The sequence below is a fragment of the Pseudomonas sp. KBS0710 genome (assembly GCF_005938045.2).
In the GTDB taxonomy this organism is placed as follows: Bacteria; Pseudomonadota; Gammaproteobacteria; order Pseudomonadales; family Pseudomonadaceae; genus Aquipseudomonas.
The window spans coordinates 6096551-6118679 of the sequence record NZ_VCCF02000001.1 but is presented as its reverse complement, the minus strand read 5'-3'; the positions used below and the strand labels follow the sequence as shown (position 1 = coordinate 6118679).

General features: G+C 60.8%; 22 protein-coding genes. 10 read left to right on the top strand and 12 right to left on the bottom strand.

The features are described 5' to 3' along the window. Positions 1 to 98 precede the first annotated feature (98 nt). The 4 genes from FFI16_RS27870 to FFI16_RS27855 are packed head-to-tail and all read left to right on the top strand — an operon-like array spanning position 99 to position 3242. Positions 99 to 1493, top strand: a complete 1395-nt coding sequence (locus FFI16_RS27870) for a COG3014 family protein (RefSeq protein WP_138813355.1) — start codon at positions 99 to 101, stop codon at positions 1491 to 1493. 10 nt (positions 1494 to 1503) lie between these two features. Continuing rightward, on the top strand, positions 1504 to 1875 hold the full coding sequence (locus FFI16_RS27865) for a YcfL family protein (protein WP_003214024.1): 372 nt from the start codon (positions 1504 to 1506) through the stop codon (positions 1873 to 1875). Between the two features lie 35 nt (positions 1876 to 1910). After that, positions 1911 to 2498 carry a penicillin-binding protein activator LpoB gene (gene lpoB / locus FFI16_RS27860; RefSeq protein WP_138813354.1) on the top strand — a complete coding sequence of 196 codons (588 nt, stop codon included), beginning with the start codon at positions 1911 to 1913 and terminating at the stop codon, positions 2496 to 2498. A 3-nt stretch (positions 2499 to 2501) separates the two neighbouring features. Continuing rightward, positions 2502 to 3242, top strand: a complete 741-nt coding sequence (locus FFI16_RS27855) for a penicillin-binding protein activator LpoB (RefSeq protein WP_138813353.1) — start codon at positions 2502 to 2504, stop codon at positions 3240 to 3242. Between the two features lie 135 nt (positions 3243 to 3377). On the opposite strand, the gene FFI16_RS27850 is transcribed toward FFI16_RS27855, so the two are convergent. The 3 genes from FFI16_RS27850 to FFI16_RS27840 all read right to left on the bottom strand — a co-directional run bounded on the left by FFI16_RS27850 (position 3378) and on the right by FFI16_RS27840 (position 6582). Continuing rightward, complete coding sequence (locus FFI16_RS27850) at positions 3378 to 4010, bottom strand: LysE family transporter (RefSeq protein WP_017135232.1); 633 nt, start codon at positions 4008 to 4010, stop codon at positions 3378 to 3380. Between the two features lie 89 nt (positions 4011 to 4099). After that, positions 4100 to 4672 (bottom strand): mechanosensitive ion channel family protein, encoded by a 573-nt coding sequence (locus tag FFI16_RS27845; RefSeq protein WP_138813352.1) that lies wholly within the window; start codon positions 4670 to 4672, stop codon positions 4100 to 4102. Next, positions 4672 to 6582 carry an ATP-binding cassette domain-containing protein gene (locus FFI16_RS27840; RefSeq protein WP_056860786.1) on the bottom strand — a complete coding sequence of 637 codons (1911 nt, stop codon included), beginning with the start codon at positions 6580 to 6582 and terminating at the stop codon, positions 4672 to 4674. The genes FFI16_RS27845 and FFI16_RS27840 overlap by 1 nt, the downstream gene beginning before the upstream one ends. Positions 6583 to 6632: 50 nt before the next feature. Between FFI16_RS27840 and FFI16_RS27835 the strand changes: the two genes are divergently transcribed. Continuing rightward, complete coding sequence (locus tag FFI16_RS27835) at positions 6633 to 7094, top strand: TIGR02444 family protein (protein ID WP_138813351.1); 462 nt, start codon at positions 6633 to 6635, stop codon at positions 7092 to 7094. Here FFI16_RS27835 and FFI16_RS27830 read toward each other — a convergent pair. After that, positions 7091 to 8338, bottom strand: coding sequence for an AlgP family protein (locus tag FFI16_RS27830; protein ID WP_138813350.1), 1248 nt, complete (start codon positions 8336 to 8338; stop codon positions 7091 to 7093). The genes FFI16_RS27835 and FFI16_RS27830 overlap by 4 nt on opposite strands. Before the next feature lie 192 nt (positions 8339 to 8530). Between FFI16_RS27830 and FFI16_RS27825 the strand changes: the two genes are divergently transcribed. Beyond that, positions 8531 to 9208 carry an FKBP-type peptidyl-prolyl cis-trans isomerase gene (locus tag FFI16_RS27825; protein WP_138813349.1) on the top strand — a complete coding sequence of 226 codons (678 nt, stop codon included), beginning with the start codon at positions 8531 to 8533 and terminating at the stop codon, positions 9206 to 9208. Between the two features lie 52 nt (positions 9209 to 9260). Here the strand turns inward: FFI16_RS27825 and rsd are convergent, their stop codons facing one another. From rsd to FFI16_RS27790, 7 genes are all read right to left on the bottom strand, one after another. Beyond that, entirely contained in the window at positions 9261 to 9719 is a 459-nt protein-coding gene (rsd, locus tag FFI16_RS27820; RefSeq protein WP_138813348.1) for a sigma D regulator, read from the bottom strand. Positions 9720 to 9928: 209 nt separating this feature from the next. After that, positions 9929 to 10450, bottom strand: coding sequence for a disulfide bond formation protein B (locus FFI16_RS27815; RefSeq protein ID WP_138813347.1), 522 nt, complete (start codon positions 10448 to 10450; stop codon positions 9929 to 9931). 231 nt (positions 10451 to 10681) lie between these two features. Beyond that, positions 10682 to 11923: a heme biosynthesis protein HemY gene (locus tag FFI16_RS27810; RefSeq protein WP_138813346.1), complete on the bottom strand. Its 1242-nt coding sequence runs from the start codon at positions 11921 to 11923 to the stop codon at positions 10682 to 10684. A 5-nt stretch (positions 11924 to 11928) separates the two neighbouring features. Next, positions 11929 to 13044, bottom strand: a complete 1116-nt coding sequence (locus FFI16_RS27805) for a uroporphyrinogen-III C-methyltransferase (protein ID WP_138813345.1) — start codon at positions 13042 to 13044, stop codon at positions 11929 to 11931. A 40-nt stretch (positions 13045 to 13084) separates the two neighbouring features. After that, positions 13085 to 13834 (bottom strand): uroporphyrinogen-III synthase, encoded by a 750-nt coding sequence (locus tag FFI16_RS27800; protein WP_138813344.1) that lies wholly within the window; start codon positions 13832 to 13834, stop codon positions 13085 to 13087. Next, positions 13831 to 14772, bottom strand: coding sequence for a hydroxymethylbilane synthase (hemC, locus tag FFI16_RS27795; RefSeq protein WP_138813343.1), 942 nt, complete (start codon positions 14770 to 14772; stop codon positions 13831 to 13833). Before hemC ends, FFI16_RS27800 begins: the two co-directional genes overlap by 4 nt. A 139-nt stretch (positions 14773 to 14911) precedes the next feature. Further along, a complete protein-coding gene (locus tag FFI16_RS27790; RefSeq protein WP_138813342.1) occupies positions 14912 to 15658 on the bottom strand; it encodes a LytTR family DNA-binding domain-containing protein in 747 nt (248 codons plus the stop codon). Positions 15659 to 16161: 503 nt separating this feature from the next. Here FFI16_RS27790 and argH point away from each other — a divergent pair. Next, the gene (gene argH, locus FFI16_RS27785; RefSeq protein WP_138813341.1) at positions 16162 to 17556 is read left to right on the top strand and encodes an argininosuccinate lyase; all 1395 of its coding nucleotides are present in this window, start codon (positions 16162 to 16164) and stop codon (positions 17554 to 17556) included. 134 nt (positions 17557 to 17690) lie between these two features. Here argH and FFI16_RS27780 read toward each other — a convergent pair whose 3' ends face one another. Beyond that, positions 17691 to 18350, bottom strand: coding sequence for a glutathione S-transferase family protein (locus tag FFI16_RS27780; RefSeq protein WP_138813340.1), 660 nt, complete (start codon positions 18348 to 18350; stop codon positions 17691 to 17693). A 126-nt stretch (positions 18351 to 18476) separates the two neighbouring features. Here FFI16_RS27780 and FFI16_RS27775 point away from each other — a divergent pair, with 126 nt between their 5' ends. The 3 genes from FFI16_RS27775 to FFI16_RS27765 all read left to right on the top strand — a co-directional run bounded on the left by FFI16_RS27775 (position 18477) and on the right by FFI16_RS27765 (position 22123). Further along, positions 18477 to 18761, top strand: coding sequence for a hypothetical protein (locus tag FFI16_RS27775; protein ID WP_138813339.1), 285 nt, complete (start codon positions 18477 to 18479; stop codon positions 18759 to 18761). 95 nt (positions 18762 to 18856) lie between these two features. Beyond that, positions 18857 to 19111 (top strand): TIGR02647 family protein, encoded by a 255-nt coding sequence (locus tag FFI16_RS27770; RefSeq protein WP_138813338.1) that lies wholly within the window; start codon positions 18857 to 18859, stop codon positions 19109 to 19111. Positions 19112 to 19282: 171 nt separating this feature from the next. Then, positions 19283 to 22123, top strand: coding sequence for a class I adenylate cyclase (locus FFI16_RS27765; RefSeq protein WP_138813337.1), 2841 nt, complete (start codon positions 19283 to 19285; stop codon positions 22121 to 22123). Positions 22124 to 22129: the final 6 nt, after the last annotated feature.

Below are 22129 nucleotides of genomic sequence, written 5' to 3'. Positions count from 1 at the left end.
CTATAATGCCGCGCCCTGTTATTGCGAAAGGGAATTTATTTCCTCGTTTTTATGAGGAATTTGCACATCAGCTGAATACTTTCAGGGAAGAAGTTTGCATGGCATTTCGCGCCTTAACCCCGCTGACACTCGCGGCGGTTACCTTGCTCTCCGGTTGTTCAATGTTTCGCAGCTACGATACCGAGCTGCAAGCCACCAACCAGCAGTTGGCCACCGGCAACGTCGACGGCGCCCTGACCCTGCTGGAAAAGAACAACACCGGCGAAGACAAGGACCTGCTCTACTTTTTTGAAAAGGGCGAGTTGTTGCGCGCCAAAGGCGACCTCACCGGCAGCCAGACCGCCTGGCGCAGCGCCGACCTGCAAGTGTTCAAGTGGGAAGAATCGGTCAAGTTCGACAGCGAAAAGTACCTCGCCCAGTTCGGCAGCTTCCTGGTCAACGACAAAGTGCGTCGCTACGAAGGTTATGACTACGAAAAAGTCATGCTGACCACCCAGATGGCCCTGAACCTGCTGGCCTTGAATGATTTCGACGGCGCCCGCACCGAGATCAAGAAGACCCACGAGCGCGAAGCCGTGATCGCCGACCTGCGGGACAAGGAATACCTCAAGCGCGAAAACGAAGCCGAGCGCCAGGGCGTCACTACCCAGATCAAAGACCTGCGCGGCTACCCGGTGGAAGCACTCGACGCACCGGAAGTGGTCGGCCTGAAGAACAGCTACCAGAGTGCGTTCAGCCATTACCTGGCAGGCTTTGTCTATGAAGCCCTGGGTGAAAAGGACCTGGCTGCGCCGGGCTATCGCAAGGCGGCCGAGTTGCGCCCCAACACACCGCTGCTGGAGCAGGCGCTGCTGGACCTGGACAAGTCGAAAGTCGGCGCCGACGAGACCGATGTACTCATCGTGGTGCAGAGTGGCCTGGCACCGGCGCGAGACTCGATCCGCCTGCCGCTGCCGATTCCGATTGACGGCCATTTGGTGATCACCCCGCTGTCGTTCCCGGTGATCAAGGCCGACAACTCCACCCAGGCCTTCGGCCAGATCGGCGTCGACGGCAAGCAGCAGAACCTCACCGCGCTCAATAGCACCACCGCCATGTCCCGCCGCGCCCTGCGTGATGACATGCCGGGGATCATCCTGCGCACCACCGTGCGGGCGGTCAGCCGTGGCGTGACACAAAACAACCTGAACAAGACCAACCCTATGGCGGGCCTGGTGCTGGGCATCGCCTCGGCCGTGACCGAAGGCGCCGACACCCGCACCTGGCGCACCCTCCCGGACATGACCCAAGTGACACGCCTGCGCCTCAAGCACGGCGAGCACCAGGTCAGCCTGCCTAATGCCCTGGGCGGCACGCGGGTGACGGTCAAGGCCGACCAGCGCTATCAGGTGATCACCCTGCGCGTGGTCGGCAACCAGGTGTTCGCCGGTGGCCTTGCCGCCCATGTAGTGCCGAGTACTTCAGCTCAGGCTATCGCCCTCAAACAACCTTAAGGAGCACGTTATGCGTCATTTCATCCTCGGCGCCCTGGCGCTGATCCTGCTCGCCGGCTGCGCCACCCCGCCGCCACCGGAGCCCGGCAGCGCCGCCAGCAAAATCGTGGTGATGGGCAAGTTCAAGGGCATCGCCGTCGGTGCCATCCGCGTGGCCCGCGAAAATGGCTTCCTGACTGCCAAGGTGCAGTTGAGCAACATCACCAGCAGCAACCAGATGATGTACTACCGCTTCGCCTGGCTGGGCGCCGACGGCTTCCCGGTGGGCGATGAAGAAACCTGGAAAGTGCTGAACCTGTACGCCAACCAGGCGACTTTCCTGCCGGCCATCGCCAACCTGCCCCAGGCCGCTGACTTCCGCCTCGAAGTGAAAACCCCTTGAGCCGTTGCGCTAACCGTATTCAGAGAGATTTCCCCATGTTTGCACGCTTCTCGATTCTCGCCGTCGTCGCCCTTCTGGCCAGCGGTTGCTCCAACACCTCGCCGGTACTCGGCGGCAAAAACATCAGCTACGGCGACTCCAAAGCCGTGGAACTGGTGACCAACGAGTTCGGCTCCACCGACCTGCAGATGATCGCCGAAAGCATGACCCGCTCACTGGCCCAGTCCGGCATCCTGCAAGGCCGCCCGGTGGTGCAGGTCTATGACGTGAAGAACAAGACCAGCGAGTACATCGATACCCGCGAAATCACCACGTCGATCAAGACCCAGCTGATGAAAACCAGCACCGCACGTTTCGCCAGTGACAACACCGACATGCAAAGCCAGGTCGACCAGCTCAAGCTGCAAAACCAGAGCGGCCTGTACAAGAAATCCACGGTGAGCAAGACCGGCAACATGGTTGCCGCCAAGTACCGCCTGGAAGGCTCCATCAGCTCCATCGTCAAGCGCAGCTCGGACTACAAGGACGTGTTTTACAAGTTCAGCCTGCAACTGATCGACGTTGAAAGCGGCTTGGCCGAATGGATGGACGAGAAAGAAATCCGCAAGACCACGGAGCGCTAAGCAATGCGTGCATGGATCGGCATGATCGGCCTGCTGTGCGCCTTTGGCGCCTCGGCCGCCCCGAAGATCGCGGTCACCGACCTGGCCTACGAGGCGCGCGTGGAGGAGTACATCCACGCGGTGTCGGCCAGCAACAATTTCCAGGCCAGTGCCTACAGCGCCAGCGGGGCTTCGAGCTACAGCGAGTACGAGAGCCGCACCAGCTACATCGAACAGGCCGAGCTGCGTAAATTCAGCGGCGATATCAAGGGCGAGATCCTCAAGTCGCACCAGTTTCAGCTGGTGCAAGGCACGCCCTACACCGCCGACGCCAAAGGTGACGTCTATGACGTGATCAAACGCATCAAGGCCGGTAACTTCAAGGGCGCGGACTACGTGCTGTTCGGCACCCTGTCAGACATCGACTTCACCCAGGACATCAACGCCCTGGACCACACCAACAGCTACTCGGCGGTGCTGGGGCTGACGTTGGTGGCCGATTTCAGCCTGATCAATACCCGCACCTTCGAGATCACTTCGGCGTTTACCGCCATGGGTGAAGGCCAGGACACCAAGCTGGTGAACAACCGTGACGTGCGCGTGAGCCTGAACCGGCCGCGCGTGGTGCGGGAAGTGTCGAAAGCACTGGGTGAGGATGTGGCGCGCCAACTGGCGGAGCAACTGGGTGGTGGCTACGAAGCCCCGGGCAAGCCTGCACTGCGCAATAACCTGCCAAGGGATGAAGCGCCGAAGATTCTGCGCTGAAATACGATTTCACTGGCAACACAACCAAATGTGGGAGCGGGCTTGCTCGCGAATGCGGTGGGTCAGTCAATGAATCTGTTGACGGATACTCTGCATTCGCGAGCAAGCCCGCTCCCACAATTTTGGTTTATTCAGTTACGCCGTTGCGCGATGCAAGCTGGCCAGAAACCCCGCCGCCCCCACAAACAAGCCGGCAAACGTGCGGTTCATACGTTTTTGCTGCTTGGGCGTACGCAGCAGCCGCAAGACTTTCGACGCAAGCCCCGTATAGCCCGCCATCACGATCATATCGACGCTGATCATGGTTGCGCCCAGGATCAGGTACTGCACCAGCAGTGGCGCCTGCGGATTCACGAACTGCGGCAGAACCGCCAGCATGAACACCAGTGCCTTGGGGTTACTGGCGTTGACCAGGAAACCACGGAACATCATCGCCATCGGCTTGCCGATCGGGCGTATCGTCGCATCCTCGCTCATGTCCATTGGCAACGCGCGCCACTGTTTGATGGCCAGGTACACCAGGTACGCCACACCAAACCACTTGATCGCGTAAAACGCGGTCGAAGACGCCGCAAGAATGGCACCCAGGCCGCCCGCCACCACGGCGATCTGCATCGCCAGGCCCAATTGCAAGCCAATGGCGTTCCAGTAGCCGCGCAGGAAACCGTATTGCAGGCCACTGGACATCGAAGCGATGGCACCGGCGCCGGGGGAAAGGGAGATGATCCAACTGGCCAGGAAAAAGGCCAGCCATGTGTCGAGTGCCATTACACACCTCAGGAGGGAGTTTGCGAGTAGGGCTTAAGCTAACTCCGCCGAGCAAAGGCTGGCTATAGATTTTTTACAAGAGGCGAATGCTAGCGGTCGCCTGGAAACACGTGGGTACCTGGCCAACGCCGCACCGAGCGCTGGAAGAACAGGCTGTTGGGCACCTGCACCATCGCACTGTCAGTGCCAGCCTCCGCCACTTCGATCAGTGTGGTGTAGAGCAAGTTAATCGCCACCACGCGGCCTTTTACACCCGGCTTGTCGACGGTATCCACCAGCTCGACGATATCCCCGAGGCGAAACGGCCCGACAGTGAAGATCAAAATTGCACACAGCAGGTTGGACAGCACCGACCACATGGCAAAAAACGCCACGGCTGCGACGGCGACAAACCCCGACAGCGCCGTCCACAATACGGTGGCGGACACGCCCAGGCGCTCCAGCACAAAAATCAGCGCACTGCCCATGATCAACCAGCGCAGGCCGCCACGCAGTGGCATCAGCAACTGCGGCGGCAACGGGTAGCGTTCACCCAGTCGATTCAGGCCCTTGGCCACGAAGCGCTGGGCGAAATAACCCGCCAGCAGGATCAGCAGGATCTGCACGCCGACCCAGATCGGCGCGACCCATTGTGCCGGCAGCGGCAACTGCAACGCTTCCATCAGGACAGCGCCTCCAGCTCCGCTTGCAAGGTTTCGAGCACTTCGAGGGCTTCCATCCAAGTCTCCTCCAACTGCCCTTCGCGCACCTTGAGCTTGGCCTGTTCGGCCAGCAGGTCGCGCAGTTCGTCCTTGCGCGCCGCCTCGTAGACGGCGCTGTCGCCCAGGCTGGTTTCGATTTTGGCCAGGCGCTCATGCACCTTGCCCAGCTCAGCTTCCAGCTTGTCGGCTTCACGCTTGTGCGGTGCCAGCTGCTGGCGCAGGGCGGCAGCGGCCTGGCGCTGGGCCTTCTTGTCGGTCTTGTCGGGGTTGACCGGGGTGTTACTCACCGGCGCGTTGCGCAGGCGGTAATCGGTCAGCCAGCGCGCATAGTCGTCCAGGTCGCCGTCGAACTCTTCGACCTTGCCGTCAGCCACCAGCAGGAAGTTGTCGGTGGTGCTCTTGAGCAAGTGCCGATCGTGAGACACCACCAGCACCGCACCGCTGAACTCCTGCAAGGCCATGGTCAACGCCAGGCGCATCTCCAGGTCCAGGTGGTTGGTCGGTTCGTCGAGCAGCAGCAGGTTCGGCCTGTCCCAGGCAATCAACGCCAGGGCCAGACGGGCTTTTTCGCCACCCGAGAAATTCAGCACCGGCTCATCGATGCGTGCGCCACGGAAGTCGAAACCGCCGAGGAAGTCGCGCAACGTTTGCTCACGCTCGGTCGGCGCCAGACGCTGCAGGTGCAGCAACGGGCTCGCTTTGGAGTCAAGAGAGTCCAACTGATGCTGGGCGAAGTAGCCCACCACCGTGTTCTCGCCACGGGTCAGGCGGCCGGCCAAAGGCTCAAGCTCGCCGGACAGGTTCTTGATCAGCGTCGATTTGCCCGCGCCGTTAGGGCCGAGCAAGCCGATACGCGCACCCGGTGTGAGCTGCAGCTTGACCTTTTCCAGAATGGTTTTGTCGCCATAACCCAGGCGGGCGTCCGACAGGTCCAGGAGTGGGCTGGAGATCTTCACCGATTCACGGAATACAAAGTCGAACGGCGAATCGACATGGGCCGCCGACAGCTCTTCCATGCGCTCCAGCGCCTTGATCCGGCTCTGGGCCTGGCGGGCCTTGGTGGCCTGGGCCTTGAACCGGGCGATGTAGCTTTCCATGTGCGCACGTTGCGCCTGTTGCTTCTCAAAGGCTTGTTGCTGCTGGGCCAGGCGTTCGGCGCGGGCGCGTTCGAACGCGGTGTAGCCGCCACGGTACAGGGTGATTTTCTTCTGTTCGACGTGAGCAATGTTGTCGACCACGGCGTCGAGGAAGTCCCGGTCGTGGGAAATCAGCAGCAAGGTGCCCTGATAGTTCTTGAGGAAGTCTTCCAGCCACAGGATCGCATCGAGGTCCAAGTGGTTGGTCGGTTCGTCGAGCAGCAGCAAGTCCGAAGGGCACATCAGTGCCTGGGCCAGGTTCAGGCGCATGCGCCAGCCACCGGAGAAGTCGGCGACCGGGCGATCCATCTGTTCGTTGGTGAACCCAAGGCCGGCCAGCATCTTGCGGGCGCGGGCGTCGGCGGTGTAGCCGTCGGCACTGTCCAGCTCCGAGTGCAGGCGGGCCTGGGCGGCGCCGTCCTGGGCTTTCTCGGCCTCGGCGAGGTCGTGTTGCACCTGGCGCAGGCGCAGGTCGCCATCGAGCACGTAGTCGATCGCAATGCGGTCGAGGGTGTCGATCTCCTGGCGCATATGGGCAATGCGCCAGTCGGCCGGCAGCAAGCAGTCCCCGGAGTCCGGGGTCAGCTCACCCAGCAACAGGGCGAACAGCGTGGATTTGCCGGCGCCGTTGGCACCGATCAGGCCGGCTTTGTGACCGGCGTGCAGGGTCAGCTCGGCGTCTTCAAGAAGACGTTGCGGGCCACGCTGTAATGTTAGGCTTTGAAGTCGGATCATAATGGCGGCGGAGTCTACCAGCTTCGTTGGCCGCTGGCTTGGGTGTGAATATGTGCGCTGACCTGTGGAGCTTTGCCCTTTCGATTTACGCCCGCCCCGGGTGCGAAGCCGCTTGCCTGCGCTTGCAGGAACAAGGCGCGGATGTGTGCCTGTTGCTGTGTGGTGCGTGGCTGGAGCGGCGCAGTGTAGCGCTTGAACCTGGGCGCATTGAGGCACTGCAGCAGCTTGCCCGGCCATGGCAGCAGGCGGTGGTCGAACCGTTGCGACAGATACGCAGGCAATGGCGAACCATGGCGCAACAGGATGTGCCTCTGGCAGCGTTACGCGAGCGAGTCAAAGCTCTGGAGTTGGAGGCCGAACGGGAATTGCTAGCGCGCCTGGAAGTGTTGACACAGGCATGGCCGACTGGGGAAGAGAGTCAGCCGAAATGGCTGGAAGGCTTGGCGACCGAAGCCGCCAACCTTGACCACGACGCGCTGCAGCAGCTGCGCGTCGCGGCCACCCGCACTTAGGAAGCGCTGGTTGGGGTGGTGCTTGGCGCTACCGGTGCAGGAGTGCTGCTGGCCGATGCAGTTGGAGCGCTGGACGCTGCCGGGGCGGCAGGCGCGGCTGCCGGAGTTGCTGGCTTGGCCGGGGCAGGCTTGGCAGCAGCTGGCTTTGCAGCAGCCGGTTTAGCTGCTGGCTTGACCGCTGGTTTCGCAGCAGCAGGTTTAGCCGCCGGCTTGGCAGCTGGTTTGGCAGCAGCAGGTTTAGCAGCCGGCTTGGCAACTGGCTTCGCAGCAGCAGGTTTAGCCGCTGGCTTGGCAGCTGGTTTTGCAGCAGCGGTTTTAGCCGCTGCCTTGGCGGCTGGTTTCGCAGCAGCGGTTTTAGCAACTGGCTTGGCGGCTGGTTTCGCAGCAGCGGTTTTGGCAACTGGCTTGGCGGCTGGTTTGGCAGCAGCAGTTTTAGCAACTGGCTTGGCGGCTGGTTTCGCAGCAGCAGTTTTAGCAGCTGGCTTGGCGGCTGGTTTCGCAGCAGCGGTTTTAGCAGCTGGCTTGGCGGCTGGTTTCGCAGCAGCGGTTTTAGCAGCTGGCTTGGCGGCTGGTTTCGCAGCAGCAGTTTTAGCAGCTGGCTTGGCGGCTGGTTTCGCAGCAGCGGTTTTAGCAGCTGGCTTGGCGGCTGGTTTGGCAGCAGCAGTTTTAGCAGCTGGCTTGGCGGCTGGTTTGGCAGCAGCGGTTTTAGCAACTGGCTTGGCGGCTGGTTTGGCAGCAGCAGTTTTAGCAGCTGGCTTGGCGGCTGGTTTTGCAGCAGCAGCTTTAGCAGCTGGCTTGGCCGCAGCCTTGGCTGGAGCTTTCGACGCGGCAGCTTTTGCCGGGGTACGGGCGCCCAATACTTTGGCCACAGCTTCTTTCACTCGACCAACGCCCTGGGCCAGTTTCAGGCTTTCCTGAGCATCTTTTTTGAGTTGAGAAATGTAAGTGCGGGTTTCAGCTTGGCGATCCTTGAGAGCGTCCAGCAAGTCCTCAAGTTCTTTGACGGCGTCTTTGGCTTTGGCTTGTGCCTTGGCTTTGCCGGCAGTCGCGGCGTCTTGCAGTTTGGTGCGGGATTTGTGCAGCTTTTCTTGCGCTTTACCGCGTTGTTTTTCCAGCTTGGCGAGCAGTTTTTCTGCATCGGCCAACGCTTGGGAACAGGCGCTTTCCAGATGTTCGAGCAAGCTGCCCGAAAGTTGTTGGAGTAAATGCAACGGGGTATTAACAGGCTTCTGTTTGGCCGACATGGTTTACCTCCTGGCTGACGTGGGTGCGGCTCATACTAGCCCTCTGCTCTTACCGCCGCTAGGGCATGTTGACAGTATCGTTTGCCTTGCGTTGCACCGTGAGTAAATTCTTATCGATATAACAAAAAACTGCGCCACTTTTTGCCCACTCACACTGGCATAATCCGTCGCACTTTCGGCGGGAGAAGCAGCATGTCGCGTTATCTTTTTTTAGTGCTGGGCTTGGCGATTGGTGTGGCCAATGCAGGCGAACAATCGCCGTCCAAAACTACTGTTCAAGACCCACACGACCTTGCCTACAGTTTGGGTGCAAGCCTCGGCGAGCGCTTGCGCCAGCAGGTGCCCGACCTGCAGATCCAAGCCCTGCTCGATGGCCTCAAGCAAGCCTACCAGGGCAAGCCATTGGCGCTGGATGATGCACGCATCGAACAGATCCTCGCCCAACACGAAGCACAAAACGCAGCCGACGCCGAGGTTCCACAAAGCGAAAAAGCGCTGGCTGCCGAACAGCAATTTTTAGCCAAGGAAAAAGCCGGCAGCGGCGTGCGTGAACTGGCAGATGGCATCCTGCTCACCGAACTGGCGCCCGGCAACGGCAGCAAACCGTTGGCGACTGATGAGGTGCAAGTCAATTACGTAGGACGGCTGCCCGATGGGACCGTTTTCGACAAGAGCACACAGCCCCAATGGTTTCGCCTGGACAGTGTGATCAGCGGCTGGAGCAGCGCGCTGCAGCAGATGCCGGCAGGCGCGAAATGGCGCTTGGTCATTCCCTCGGCTCAGGCCTATGGCGCCGACGGTGCGGGTGAGTTGATCCCGCCGTATACGCCACTGGTATTCGAGATCGAATTGCTCGGCTCTCGCCACTGACCCAATAAAAAACGGTGCGCCATGCGCACCGTTTTTTATCTCACTCAGAGGGTCAAGCCTGGGCGGCCGACTCTTCGTTGTGAGCGTTGTGCAGTACTTCGATCAGGCAGTCTTCCAACTCGAAGCGCTCATGCAACAGCGCGCCCAATTCTTTGAATTTTTCAGCAACACAATTGCCGGCATCACACAGATCGGTGAAGGCCAGCAGCTTCTCGGTGATCACATCAATACGCGGGTAGATCGTCTCTGCCAGTTCAAGGCCACGCTGATCATCAAAAGCTTCCGCTTCCTTGGTCAGTTGCTCGTAGATACCAAAATGGCCCGCTGACACGTAGTCCACCAGGACAGCGCAAAAATCCTGCAACGGTTCGCGATTCTCAGCCAGTGCCTCGGGCTTGGCGCCAAGAGCATCAAAGGCTCGAACCAGATCGTGACGTGCCTTCAACCAGCTGTCGATCAGCTTGTGCACTCCACCCCAGCGTTCCTGAGCATTCTGACAACTTTCCAGCATGGTGATCTCTCTTCCCTATAGGGGCGCTGCCGCCAGTGCCCGCGCAACACCTCAAACATTGAGGCGGCAGCCGGACAAGGCCGCATGTCACAAACGGTTTCTATAACGCGTGCGGGCCAGATTATGCCCGCATGACTATGGCTTCAAGGTACGCAGGAGAGAAAGTTCATACAAGTGTTTAATCCCGTCCTACACATTACGGCGAATTTTCAGTACCTCGCAGGGTGTAAACGGCGACCCGGCAACAATCGTGAAAACTGCATGATGCCGAGAATCAGCATCGCCAAAAAGAACAACAAGCTCCATTCGGGCAAGCTCAGGTCAAACAGTGTCCAGTTGAGTTCCACGCAGTCCACGGTGCCCTTGACCGTCAGTTGCAGTGCTTGCCATAACGACAGGTTTTCAATCATGTAGTGAAGGCTGGGCCAGCACTCGTTGACCTGCTCCGGCGCGGCATTTTGTAGCAGCACCTGGCGTACCGCGGTGATGGCCCCGAGCAGTGCGCTGCCCATGCTGGCCAATCCGTAGAGGTAGGCCCCTGAGCGTTTTGGGTTATGAATCGCCGCAGACAGGTTGATCAGCGTGAAGGCGGCTAAAAAGATGCGCTGTACCTGGCACAGGAAGCAAGGGCGCAAGAGTGCGCCGAACTCAAGATAAAAAGACGCACCCAACGTCAGCGCACCAGCCAGGAAGGCCAGGAGAAACAGGGAGCGTGAAGGGGCCAAAGACATTGTTATCCGTACCGCAAGAGATAGACCCTTACGGTAGAGTAAAGGCCTGACTCCTTTCAATACGCGCCAGAGCAGACAATTCCGCAACAGCCTAGGGATATGCCGTCAGAAGCTGGATGACTTCAAGCAGTTGGCGGTAGGAATTTGCTACTCAGAGCTTTAGTGCCCGGGTTTTACGCGATAAAGAAAGGTTGGCCCTCAGAAGTGTCCGAGCCAACCTTGCTTTCATTCTTACACTCGCGCAGGTACCGGCAGCGGTGATGCCAGCAAGCGGCTGTCCAGAAGCCCCAGGCCTTCCTGGAACAACTGGTTGCTGCGCTCGGTATCGCCCAACTGGGCCAGCAAGCGCGCCAGCTCTGCACACGCTTCGGGATTACGCTGCACCTGCAGGCTGCTTTCCAGATAGTCGCGTGCTTTGCCCCACAGGCTGTTTTGCAGACACAGGCGACCTAGCGTCAGCAACAGGCTGGCATCCCCCGGATGATCCTTGAGCCAGCCTTCGGCGAATTTGAGCTGACGGCCCGGGTCACTGCCACGCAGCAAACCGTACAGCCGGATCAGATGGCTATCATAGCCACGCTTGATGGCGCCACGCAGGACTTCCTCGGCCTTGGCGTCAGCACCCAGCCGGCGCAGTTGCTCAGCGTAAGCCAACACCAGTTGCGGCTCTTGGCGCTGAGCGGAGGTGAGTTGCTCCCACGCCCGTTCCAAAGACTGCAACCCTGCTTCGCCCTGCTCTTCACGCTCGACCGCCAGCCCAAGGTTTTCACCCCAGGCACGGCGCTCAAGTTCGGCCAGTTCAGCAGCGGGAAGCACTTTGTCCTTACGCAGCTCAGGCAACAAACGAATCACCGACGGCCAATCGCCCCGCTGCTGATGCAGACGCTGCAATTGGCGCAACACCTGCGCGTTATGCGGGTGACGCTCGTACATGGCCTGCAACGTCACCAGCGCACCTTCAGTGTCGCCACGGTCCATTTGCAGTTGCGCATGGCTCAGGGCCACAGCCAGTTCCGCCTGTGGCTGGCGCTCCAAAGCACGCTCCAGCAAATCGTCGGACTCTGCATACCGGCCCTGTTCGTTGGCAGCCCGTGCAGCGCCGAGGTAGTACAACAATGGCTGACGCTCGGCTTCAGCCGCGCGGTGCAGGTGGCGTTCGGCGCTGGCCCAGCGGCCCTCGGCGAGGTCCATCTGGCCTTGTTCAATGGCTATCTGCACACGGCGGCTGCGGTTACGCCGCGACCACGGGTTGACCACGCCACCAGAAGTGGTGAGCAAACTGAGCAGCACACGCAGCAGGTAGATCACCAGGACAACGGCAAACACCGCCACCAGCGTGGCCCACAGGCTCGACTCGTAATGCAGCAGATGGGGATAGGTAATCAGCACGTAGCCGGTGTGTTTCGAAATACCCACGCCCAGTGCCAGAGCGATCGCAACCGCCAGCACCAGGACCACATAGAAACGCTTCATCGGCTCTACTCCTTGGTCGCCGGCGTGCCCGCCGACGCCTTGGCTTCATCGGCAGACAGATGACGGCGCTCAAGGTAGGCCTGGACAGCGGCCAGACTGGTGGCCAGGTCCGGCGTCACCACCGAGACAGCCTTGGGCTCGAGCTCGGCAATGCGCGCCAGCATCGCCTTGCTCTGCGGGTTGTCCTGATTGAAGTTGTCCTGCAGCACGCTGCGCGCCTCACCGAGCGAGCGGCTGTACACCGCTGTTTCGCCGTTAAGCGCGGCCCACTGCGCTTGCTCCAGCGCCAGACTCAACGCCAGGCGCACTTGATTCAAGCCTTGGCCGGCAAGCAGCGGACGAATGTTGTCATCGGGGTTGAAGTCGATGCGGAAGTAGCGAGAGATCTGCTCCCACCACTGGCTCAGGCGGTTTTCCGTATCGGTGCTTGAGCGCCCTGCGGACGCAGGTTCGGTGAGCTGATACTCCGGTGCGATAGCCGCTAGCGCTACGACCTGATCACGCAGTGCGGCCAGCTGCAAGTACAAGCCGGTGCGGTCGGGCTGCTCGGTGCTGCGCAGTGCGGCAAGGCTCTTGGCCAACTGCTCACGCGCGGCGTAGGCGCCCGGGTCACTCTGTTCGCGCAGAATTTCGTCAGCACCCTGGACCAATGACTGGGCGCTGTTGATGTCCTGCAAGGCAGAGAGACGCAAGCTGGCCAGGCGGATCAGGTGTTCGGCTTCGGCCAGGCGCCAGTCCTGGCGACTGGCGCCCAACACGGTTTCAAGGCGTTGGCTCAGGCGCTGCTGGTCACCCTGCAATTGGGCGACCAGGCGGCGGCGCTCCTCAAGCTCGTCCGCCGCAGGCAACTGCGCCAGACGCGCCGCCAGTTGTTGCTGGCTTTGCTTGAGGGATTGGGATTGATCATCAAGAGTCTGCACCTGGCCCAGCTGTTGCTGGCTGCTGGCTTGCAGGGCACGGACCTGCCAGATCCCCCAGCCGCCAGCGGCGACGCCTGCGGCACCGAGCAACAGGGCCACAACCGCCAGGCCGTTGCCACGGCGTGGCGCGGCGACCTGTGACTCAACCGGCGCATCAAGTGCGGGTTGGGTTTCATCTTTAGGCAAGGCTGTTTCGCTCACGTATCCGTCCTTTGCGTATCAGAGAGTGGGCCCCGCATGCCTATGAGGCAGCGCTGCGCAACGCCACTAACAAAGCCGCGGCACTCGCGCCGCGACAATCCACAACTTTTTCTGCTCCAGCGGCCCGCGCCATTTCAGACACGCGAGGGCTGGGCACGAACAACGGCAGCTGCGCCACCTTCGGCCAATCGGGGCCGGCCAGGGCTTGCAGGTGTAAAAAACCCTGCCCACTGCTGACCACCAGGCCGTTCAAGCGTTCCAACTGGATGCGTTGCATCAACGCCCCGGCAGCGTAGGCCGGGAGGAAACGCCGATACAACTCCAGATAATCGACACTAGCACCTTGCTCACGCAAACGCTCAGCCAGCAACTCCCGGCCGCCCTCGCCACGCAGAATTAACACCCGGGCACCGGGCACTGCGACAGCCTCGCGCAAGGCCGGCAAGGCAAGCAAGGCCTCACTGTCGTCGCCGGTTTGCGGATAGTGAACGTTGAGACCGTGATCGGCCAGTACCTGCGCAGTGGCAGCGCCCACGCTGAACCACGGCAACGAAGGCCAGGGCTGCTGCAATTGCTGCACAGCCAGGCGTGCAGCCGGCTTGCTCACCACAATTACCGCGCTGTAGCGACTCAGGTCAGCAAACAGAGCTTGCTGCTCGGGCGTGATGGGCAAGGGTTCGGTATCCAGCAACGGCAAGCTGCAGCTGAAAATACCGGCTTCGGCCAACAACGCAGCCACGGCCGCCGATTCTTCAGCGGGCCGCGTCAGCAGCACGCGCCAATCGGTCACTGCGGGCCGGCCTCGCCATAGACTTTTTCCAGAATGGCGCCGGCGCCCTTGCCCAGTAGCTCCTCTGCGACCTGGATGCCCAAGGCGGTCGCGTCACGCTGTGGCCCACGCACCTCGGCGGTGAGCAACGTGCCGCCGTCCGGATCACCGACCAAGCCACGCAGCCAGAGGTTTTCACCTTCAAGCACTGCATAGCAGGCAATCGGCACCTGGCAGCCACCGTTGAGGTGCTTGTTGAGGGCACGTTCGGCGGTGACACGCACTTCGGTGTCGTGGTGATCGAGAGGTTTGAGCAGGGCATGAATTTCGCTGTCAGCGGTGCGGCACTCAATGCCGACTGCGCCCTGCCCGCCGGCAGGCAAGCTGTCTTCTACGCTGATAGCCGAGGTAATGCGGTCTTCAAAGCCCAGGCGGATCAAGCCGGCAGCCGCAAGGATGATCGCGTCATATTCGCCGGCATCCAGCTTGGCCAGGCGGGTGTTGACGTTGCCGCGCAAAAAACGGATTTGCAGGTCAGGGCGACGGGTTAGCAATTGCGCCTGACGACGCAAGCTGGAGGTGCCGACGATACTGCCCAACGGCAGCTCATCCAGGGACGCGTAGGTGTTGGACACAAAGGCATCACGCGGGTCTTCGCGCTCGCAGATGCAAAAAAGGCCCAGGCCTTCGGGGAAGTCCATGGGCACGTCTTTCATCGAATGCACGGCGATGTCGGCTTGGTTTTCCAGCAGCGCGGTTTCCAGCTCTTTGACGAACAAGCCCTTGCCGCCGATCTTCGACAGCGGCGAGTCGAGCAGCTTGTCGCCGCGACTGACCATGGGCACCAAGGTTACTTTAAGCCCTGGATGAGCCTGTTCAAGGCGTGCTTTGACGTATTCGGCCTGCCACAAGGCCAGGGCGCTTTTACGGGTGGCGATGCGGATTTCGCGAGAGGACATGGATCAATCCGTACTGAATAGATACGGCAGATAATAACAGCTCAGGCAAACACGCTTTGATTTGAATCAGCAAGTGCGGGGCCTCCCTGGCCGCGTCGCACCGGGATAAGGGAATGCAGACCTCGCTACAGCCCTTGGGCTAAAGCTGCTGCATCATCTTGCGCACGCCGGCGACATGACGTCGGCTGACGATCAAGGCATCGCCGTTAAGCCCTTTCAGGAACAGCTGGAAGTGCCCCAAAGGCGTACGCTGCAGGCGTTCTATTCGCTCGCGGGCCACCAGTGCATTGCGGTGGATGCGCACGAAGCGGTCGCCAAACTCATCTTCAAGGGCTTTGAGCGGCTCATCGAGCAACACTTCACCGGTCTCGTGACGCAGAGTCACGTACTTGTGATCGGCAATAAAGTAGACCACCTGGCCCAACGGGATCAGTTCGATGCCCTTACGGGTCCGCGCGCTGATATGGCTGCGCGGCCCGTTGCCACTTTGGGCGGCCGGCTGGGTCAGCGCAGCGAGTTGCACGCGGTTCGGGCGCTCGGCCTTCTTGAGAGCCTTGAGCAGCGCTTCGCCCGTCACCGGCTTGACGATAAAGCTGACACCGCTGGCTTCCAGGGTCTCGGTGGAAAACTCTTCTTGTGCGGCGCACAGCACCACGGCAGGTGGCGATTCTCGCTCACTCAAACGGGCGGCGACTTGCAGGCCATCAAGGCCCGGCAAGCGGATATCGAGCAACACCACGTCCGGCTTGAGGCTGTCGATCAGCGTCAATGCCTCTTCGCCGTTAGTGGCGCTCGGTTCAAGGACTGTATAACCCTCGAGTTCACTGACCAGACGGCTCAGTCGCTCGCGGGCTTGGGGTTCGTCATCAACGATCAGGACATTCATATTGCGCTGGATTCCTGCGTGAGTCTCGCACAAGGATAGCGTAGACAGGTGCGGTGACTTGCGTCACAGCGATCCACGCTAAGACTAGCGCGAGCGGCAAAAAGTGCCCCGGCAGCGGCACCCAAATTTACCCGGACCTGTTCAATTGCGCCCAAGACCTGCTGCCTTTGGGCATCGTCGTAGGGTTTGCTGATACACAATCCGAATACCCCCCTTTTTTAATGGATAGTCTGGGCTATGACCGCATCACCCGACTTTGGTGCATTCACGCTCTATCAGTGCAACTGTAGACGCTCGCTGAGACGATATTGCTCAATCGTCAAATATCGTTTCAATTAACGCCTGCCTCCAGTCTCGTCCCGGATGCGTTCGACGGCAAGGCACTTAGCCATCCTTGGCGCAAATAAAAATGCCGATCACCCGCAGCATCGCCTCCACGGGCAACCCTGTTATTATCGGCGGCACACCTCCACGCCTCTTTTAAGCAGATCACGAGCGAATCCATGAGCACCGACAAGACCAACCAGTCCTGGGGCGGCCGCTTCAGTGAACCCGTCGACGCCTTCGTCGCGCGCTTCACCGCCTCCGTCACCTTCGACCAGCGCCTGTACCGCCACGACATCATGGGCTCGATCGCCCACGCCACGATGCTGGCCAAGGTCGGCGTGCTGACCGACGCCGAGCGCGACAGCATCATCGACGGTTTGAACACCATTCGCGGTGAGATCGAAGCCGGCACGTTCGACTGGCGCGTCGACCTGGAAGACGTGCACATGAACATCGAGGCCCGCCTCACCGATCGCATCGGTGTGACCGGCAAAAAACTGCACACCGGTCGCAGCCGCAACGACCAGGTGGCTACCGATATCCGCCTGTGGCTGCGTGACGAGATCGACCTGATCCTGGCCGAAATCACCCGGCTGCAAAAAGGCCTGCTGGAGCAGGCCGAGCGGGAGTCCGGCACCATCATGCCCGGCTTCACTCACTTGCAAACCGCGCAGCCCGTGACCTTCGGCCACCACTTGCTGGCCTGGTTCGAAATGCTCAGCCGCGACTACGAGCGCCTGGTGGACTGCCGCAAGCGCGCTAACCGCATGCCGTTGGGCAGCGCTGCCCTGGCCGGCACCACTTACCCGATTGACCGCGAATACACCGCGCAGCTGTTGGGCTTCGACGCCGTGGGCGGCAACTCCCTGGACGGCGTGTCGGACCGCGACTTCGCCATCGAATTCTGCGCCGCCGCCAGCATCGCGATGATGCACCTGTCGCGTTTCTCAGAAGAGTTGGTGCTGTGGACCAGCGCGCAATTCCAGTTCATCGACCTGCCAGACCGCTTCTGCACCGGCAGCTCGATCATGCCGCAAAAGAAAAACCCCGATGTACCGGAGTTGGTGCGTGGCAAGAGCGGCCGTGTGTTCGGCGCGCTGATGGGCCTGCTGACCTTGATGAAAGGCCAACCGCTGGCCTACAACAAGGACAACCAGGAAGACAAAGAGCCGCTGTTCGACGCCGCCGACACCCTGCGCGACTCGTTGCGTGCGTTTGCCGACATGATCCCGGCGATCAAGCCCAAGCACGCGATCATGCGTGAAGCGGCGTTGCGTGGTTTCTCCACTGCCACCGACCTGGCGGACTACCTGGTACGCCGTGGCCTGCCGTTCCGTGACTGCCACGAAATCGTCGGCCATGCCGTGAAGTACGGCGTGGACACCGGCAAAGACCTGGCGGAAATGAGCCTGGAAGAACTGCGCCAGTTCAGCGACCAGATCGAGCAGGACGTGTTCGCCGTGCTGACCCTGGAAGGCTCGGTGAATGCCCGCAACCACGTGGGCGGCACTGCGCCGGCGCAGGTCAAGGCAGCCGTTGTGCGCGGTCAGGCACTGCTCGCCAGCCGGTAATCCCTAAGACCAACTCGGTCAAAATGTGGGAGCGGGCTTGCTCGCGAATGCAGAGTGTCAGTCGCCAGAGATGTCGACTGATCTACCGCTTTCGCGAGCAAGCCCGCTCCCACATTTGATTGGGCCGTGGGCGACTACTTCTTGGCCGCAATCATCGCCATAAACGCCGGCATCGCCGCCTCCCTGTCCGCCGCCACCCTCTTGGCGTTAGGCATCTCATGCAGGCGCTCGAGCAACGCCTTGGCCTTCGGCAAATCCGCCAGCAAATCCAGACCAAACAGTTTCTCGCCCACCGCGCAGGCGAGGTTCACGCTGTACATGAAATACAGATCGGCAATCGTGAAGCTCTCTCCCGCCACATAGGGCGCGAACTTGCCGTGCCGACCCAGAGAGCCAACCCCCAGCAACAACTCCGCCCTGGTTTTGTCCTTGATCGCGTCCGGCACCGGCATACCAAAGAACGCTTCGGCAAAACACGCGCGGGCGGGCAACTCGATGTACAGCTCGATCTCCCGGCACAACGCCAGCACCTGGGCGCGCTGATACGGGTCGGCGGGCAGCAACGACGGGCCTTCCTGGGTTTGCTCGATGTATTCGAGGATCACGCTGGTTTCATTGATAAACCCTTGTTTGACGCCCAGCACCGGCACCTTGCCGCGCGGGCTGACGGCCAGAGCTTCAGGGGTTTGGCCTGCGTAAAACGGTACTTCCTCGAACGGCAGGCCTTTCTCCAGCAGTGCCAGCTTGACCATGTTGTAGTAGTTGCTGACCGAAAATCCGTAAAGCTTGAGCATTGCAAATGCCTCCAGGCCGGGTGTGGGGTTGGCTGCAAGAGTTATAGATCCAAGGAGCCCGACTGGCCAGCAGCATCAACTGCCTGAATGGCGGTAGACTGGCGCCCTTTCCTTGAGGAGCCTGCCATGAGCGAGCCGACCGATATCGACAACGACGAAGAAGAGTTCACCGAAAATACACTGATCGAAGCGATCGAAAACCAGATCGAAAGCGACAACCCGCCTGCCGCCAAAGCTACGTTCAACAAACTGACTCTGGTGGGTTATGAGCGTGAAGAGATCCTGCAACTGATGGCCCACGTGCTTGCGGTGGAGATCGACGCGCTGCTGGAAGAGGACCGTGCTTTCAATACCGAATGGTATGAAACTGCACTGCGTGCTCTGCCGGAATTGCCGCCCGAAAAGCAATAAATCCAACAAGCGGTAACACACTGGACAGTTCGGCAAAGTGCGTTCACCTTATGGCCTGCTAGCCTCTAATAAATTTTAGAAAGTCTGGAGTCCTTATGTCGTATACCCCTGAGTTGGTTGCCGAACTGGAAATCCTTGTACTCTTCCCCTTGGACAGCACCAAGGAAGGTCTGAAAGTCCACCAGACCGCCGCGCCTGCTGCTATCGCCGCTGCCAAACGCCTGCATACCAAAGGTCTGATCGACCAGCCGGACGGGGGCTACCTGACCAGCCTCGGCCGCGACGCTGCCGAGCAAGCGCAAACCCTGCTGACTATCTTGACTACCGCCACTACCAAAGAAGCTGCCTGACACCTTACTTTCGCCCATGGAGTCCGCCTGCTGCGGATTCCGAGGGCGTTGCTGTGGGCGGCACATAATTCTGACGCCAAAAAGCCGCATACCCTCTAAACCTCCTACGCTTGAGGCTGTAAACTCCTACACGGCCGCCCACGTCGGGCTCTTCGAGCCAACGACTTAAACATGACCCGCACCCATGAAATCCGCCCCGACCTGGACGAAGGCATCGACCGCAAGGTGCTGGCCCAATTGCGTGCGCGCTTCATGGCCCTCAATGCAGGCCGCATGGCCCGCGCCGTCGAAGGGCTGACGCCACGCCAACAGAGCGTGCTGACCCTGCTGCCGTTGTTTTTCCACGTCAACCACCCGTTGTTGCCCGGCTATGTCTCCAGCAGCACGCCGGCAGGGTTGTCGAATTTCGAACCCGACGCCCAGGCTCTGACGGAAGCCCAGCGCCTGACCCGCTCGTTCTCCTATAAGCCGCGCCATGGCAACCCGCCGCAGCCGATCCACGGCCTGTTCCTGATGGGCAGCCTCGGCACCTTGGCCCAGGCGGACCAGAGCGACATGGACGTGTGGGTCTGCCACGCTGCGGACGTTGGCGAGAACGAACTGGCCGAGCTGCGCAAAAAGTGCCAATTGCTGGAAGCCTGGGCCCTGACCATGGGCGCCGAGGCCCACTTCTTCCTGATCGAGCCCACGCGCTTCGTGTTGGGCGAGCGCGACACCCAACTGAGCTCCGACGACTGCGGCACCACCCAGCATTACCTGTTGCTGGATGAGTTCTACCGCACCGCCATCTGGCTTGCCGGGCGCACGCCCATCTGGTGGCTGGTGCCGGTCTATGAAGAAACCCGCTACGCCGAATTCACCCACGCGCTGATCTCCAAACGTTTTATCCGCGCCGATGAAACCCTCGACCTCGGCCACCTGGCGCACATCCCGCCGGGCGAATTCATCGGCGCCGGGTTGTGGCAACTGTTCAAGGGCATCGAGTCGCCGTACAAATCGGTGCTCAAGCTGCTGCTGACCGAGGTGTACGCCAGCGAACACCCGAACGTGCACTGCCTGAGCCTGCGCTTCAAACGTGCGGTGTTCGCCAACCAGATGGACCTGGATGAGCTGGACCCGTACATCGTGGTTTACCGCCGCATCGAGGAATACCTCAAGGCGCGCAATGAGCCCGAACGCCTGGAGCTGGTACGCCGCGCGCTGTACCTGAAGGTCAATCGCAAGCTCAGCGCCGGCCAGCGCAGCACCAGTTGGCAGCGGCTGTTGCTGGAGCGCCTGGCCCTTGAATGGGGTTGGGACCAGCGTCAACTGGCCTTGCTGGACAGCCGCAGCCAGTGGAAAGTGCGCCAGGTGGCTTCCGAGCGCCGCGCGCTGGTCAACGAACTCAATTACAGCTATCGCTTTCTCACCCAGTTCGCCCGCACCGAGCAGACCGTCAGCCTGATCAACAAACGCGACCTCAATGTTCTGGGCCGGCGCCTGTATGCCGCATTTGAGCGCAAGGCCGGCAAGGTTGAGTTCATCAACCCCGGCATCGCTCCGGACCTGGCCGAAGACACCCTCACCCTGGTGCAATCGCCCAACCGCAAAGAACCTGGCCAGCATCATTGGGGCTTGTACAACGGCAACCTCACGGCGCTGGAATGGGAGCACTTCGCGCCGATCAAGCGCAGCCGCGACCTGTTGGAAATGCTCACCTGGTGCCATCGCAACGGCGTGATCGACAGCAGCACGCGCCTGGCCCTGCATCCAGGCGTCAGCGACATGACCGAATTCGAGCTGTTCAACCTGCTGGGCAGCCTGCAACAGACCATCGCCCTGCCCCTGGCCAGTGTCGATGAGGACCGCCTGTTGCACTCGGCGGTGCCGGAAGAGGTGCTGCTGCTGATCAACGTCGGCGTCGATCCGCTCAAGCATCACCGCGACTTGAATATCCTCATGACCACCGAGCGCACTGACTCCCTGAGTTATGCCGGTGTGCGTGACAACCTGGTGCTGACCCTGGATCAGGTCACGCTCAACAGTTGGAACGAGGTACTGGTCAGCCGCTACGACGGCCCCCATGCACTGCTCGACTGCCTGCGCGACTACCTCAACCAACTGCCGCCGAACCACCTGCCACGCCTGCGGGTGCGCTGCTTCTGCCACAACCGTGCGCAATTCATTGCCCAGCGGGTGGAAGAAATCTTCGATACCGTGCAGAACCTGCTGCTTGGCCAGTCCAATCACCGCTATCTGTTGCAGGTGCAGCAGCACTATCACGTGATGGAACTGACGCCGGGCCAGGCCACTCACGTGCCACTGCCCACTCAGGACGCACTCATCGCCTACCTCAGCGAAGAGCTGGCCAGCTACAGCCCGCTGCACCTGGACGCCATGGCGCTGGAAGACCACGACCTGGCCCTGCTGCTGCCCATGGGCCTGGCTGATTGCGTGCAGGTGTTCTACCGGGTCAATGAAGGCTTCGCCGAGCTGTATGTGTTGGATGAGTTCAACGCGCTGTGGCAGCAACGCTTGCCGTTTCATGATGAGCAAAGCCTGTTGGTGCCGCTGCAGCGCTTCCTGCAGTCGATCATCTACCGTCGCGAAGCCCTGGCACCGCTGGATACCCAGCAACCGCTGGGTGAAGTGCAGACTTTGTATTACCAACTGTTGCCGTCAGGCAGTCATCGCGCCCGCGGCATCGAGCCTCGGCCGGTGCCGCAGAACCCGGCCAACAAGCCGTTTTATGACGTGCAGGCGATTATCGGCAAGGCCGCACCCGGCCAGGTCGGCATTACCCTGTACTGCAATCAACGGGAGTTTTCCGAGCTGGAGTTCGGCGACCAACTGTTTGCCGTGGTGGCCCAGGAAATCGTCGGGCAACGCCGGGAGACCGAGCGTTACCGCTGCTACATCACCGACCTGGACCTGTCCGGCCTGCTCGGTGATGTGCAAAGCCCGAGCAACTTGTATCTGCGTTACAAGGCCGAGCTGGAGTTGTCGCTGAATGCGGCACTGAGCCAGATTTAAAGCGGC

Coding starts and splice junctions, on each gene's coding strand:
- FFI16_RS27870 (WP_138813355.1), top strand. CDS start 99: ATGGCATTTCGCGCCTTAACCCCGCTGACACTCGCGGCGGTTACCTTG.
- FFI16_RS27865 (WP_003214024.1), top strand. CDS start 1,504: ATGCGTCATTTCATCCTCGGCGCCCTGGCGCTGATCCTGCTCGCCGGC.
- lpoB (WP_138813354.1), top strand. CDS start 1,911: ATGTTTGCACGCTTCTCGATTCTCGCCGTCGTCGCCCTTCTGGCCAGC.
- FFI16_RS27855 (WP_138813353.1), top strand. CDS start 2,502: ATGCGTGCATGGATCGGCATGATCGGCCTGCTGTGCGCCTTTGGCGCC.
- FFI16_RS27850 (WP_017135232.1), bottom strand. CDS start 4,010: ATGGCACTCGACACATGGCTGGCCTTTTTCCTGGCCAGTTGGATCATC.
- FFI16_RS27845 (WP_138813352.1), bottom strand. CDS start 4,672: ATGGAAGCGTTGCAGTTGCCGCTGCCGGCACAATGGGTCGCGCCGATC.
- FFI16_RS27840 (WP_056860786.1), bottom strand. CDS start 6,582: ATGATCCGACTTCAAAGCCTAACATTACAGCGTGGCCCGCAACGTCTT.
- FFI16_RS27835 (WP_138813351.1), top strand. CDS start 6,633: ATGTGCGCTGACCTGTGGAGCTTTGCCCTTTCGATTTACGCCCGCCCC.
- FFI16_RS27830 (WP_138813350.1), bottom strand. CDS start 8,338: ATGTCGGCCAAACAGAAGCCTGTTAATACCCCGTTGCATTTACTCCAA.
- FFI16_RS27825 (WP_138813349.1), top strand. CDS start 8,531: ATGTCGCGTTATCTTTTTTTAGTGCTGGGCTTGGCGATTGGTGTGGCC.
- rsd (WP_138813348.1), bottom strand. CDS start 9,719: ATGCTGGAAAGTTGTCAGAATGCTCAGGAACGCTGGGGTGGAGTGCAC.
- FFI16_RS27815 (WP_138813347.1), bottom strand. CDS start 10,450: ATGTCTTTGGCCCCTTCACGCTCCCTGTTTCTCCTGGCCTTCCTGGCT.
- FFI16_RS27810 (WP_138813346.1), bottom strand. CDS start 11,923: ATGAAGCGTTTCTATGTGGTCCTGGTGCTGGCGGTTGCGATCGCTCTG.
- hemC (WP_138813343.1), bottom strand. CDS start 14,772: ATGTCCTCTCGCGAAATCCGCATCGCCACCCGTAAAAGCGCCCTGGCC.
- FFI16_RS27790 (WP_138813342.1), bottom strand. CDS start 15,658: ATGAATGTCCTGATCGTTGATGACGAACCCCAAGCCCGCGAGCGACTG.
- argH (WP_138813341.1), top strand. CDS start 16,162: ATGAGCACCGACAAGACCAACCAGTCCTGGGGCGGCCGCTTCAGTGAA.
- FFI16_RS27780 (WP_138813340.1), bottom strand. CDS start 18,350: ATGCTCAAGCTTTACGGATTTTCGGTCAGCAACTACTACAACATGGTC.
- FFI16_RS27775 (WP_138813339.1), top strand. CDS start 18,477: ATGAGCGAGCCGACCGATATCGACAACGACGAAGAAGAGTTCACCGAA.
- FFI16_RS27770 (WP_138813338.1), top strand. CDS start 18,857: ATGTCGTATACCCCTGAGTTGGTTGCCGAACTGGAAATCCTTGTACTC.
- FFI16_RS27765 (WP_138813337.1), top strand. CDS start 19,283: ATGACCCGCACCCATGAAATCCGCCCCGACCTGGACGAAGGCATCGAC.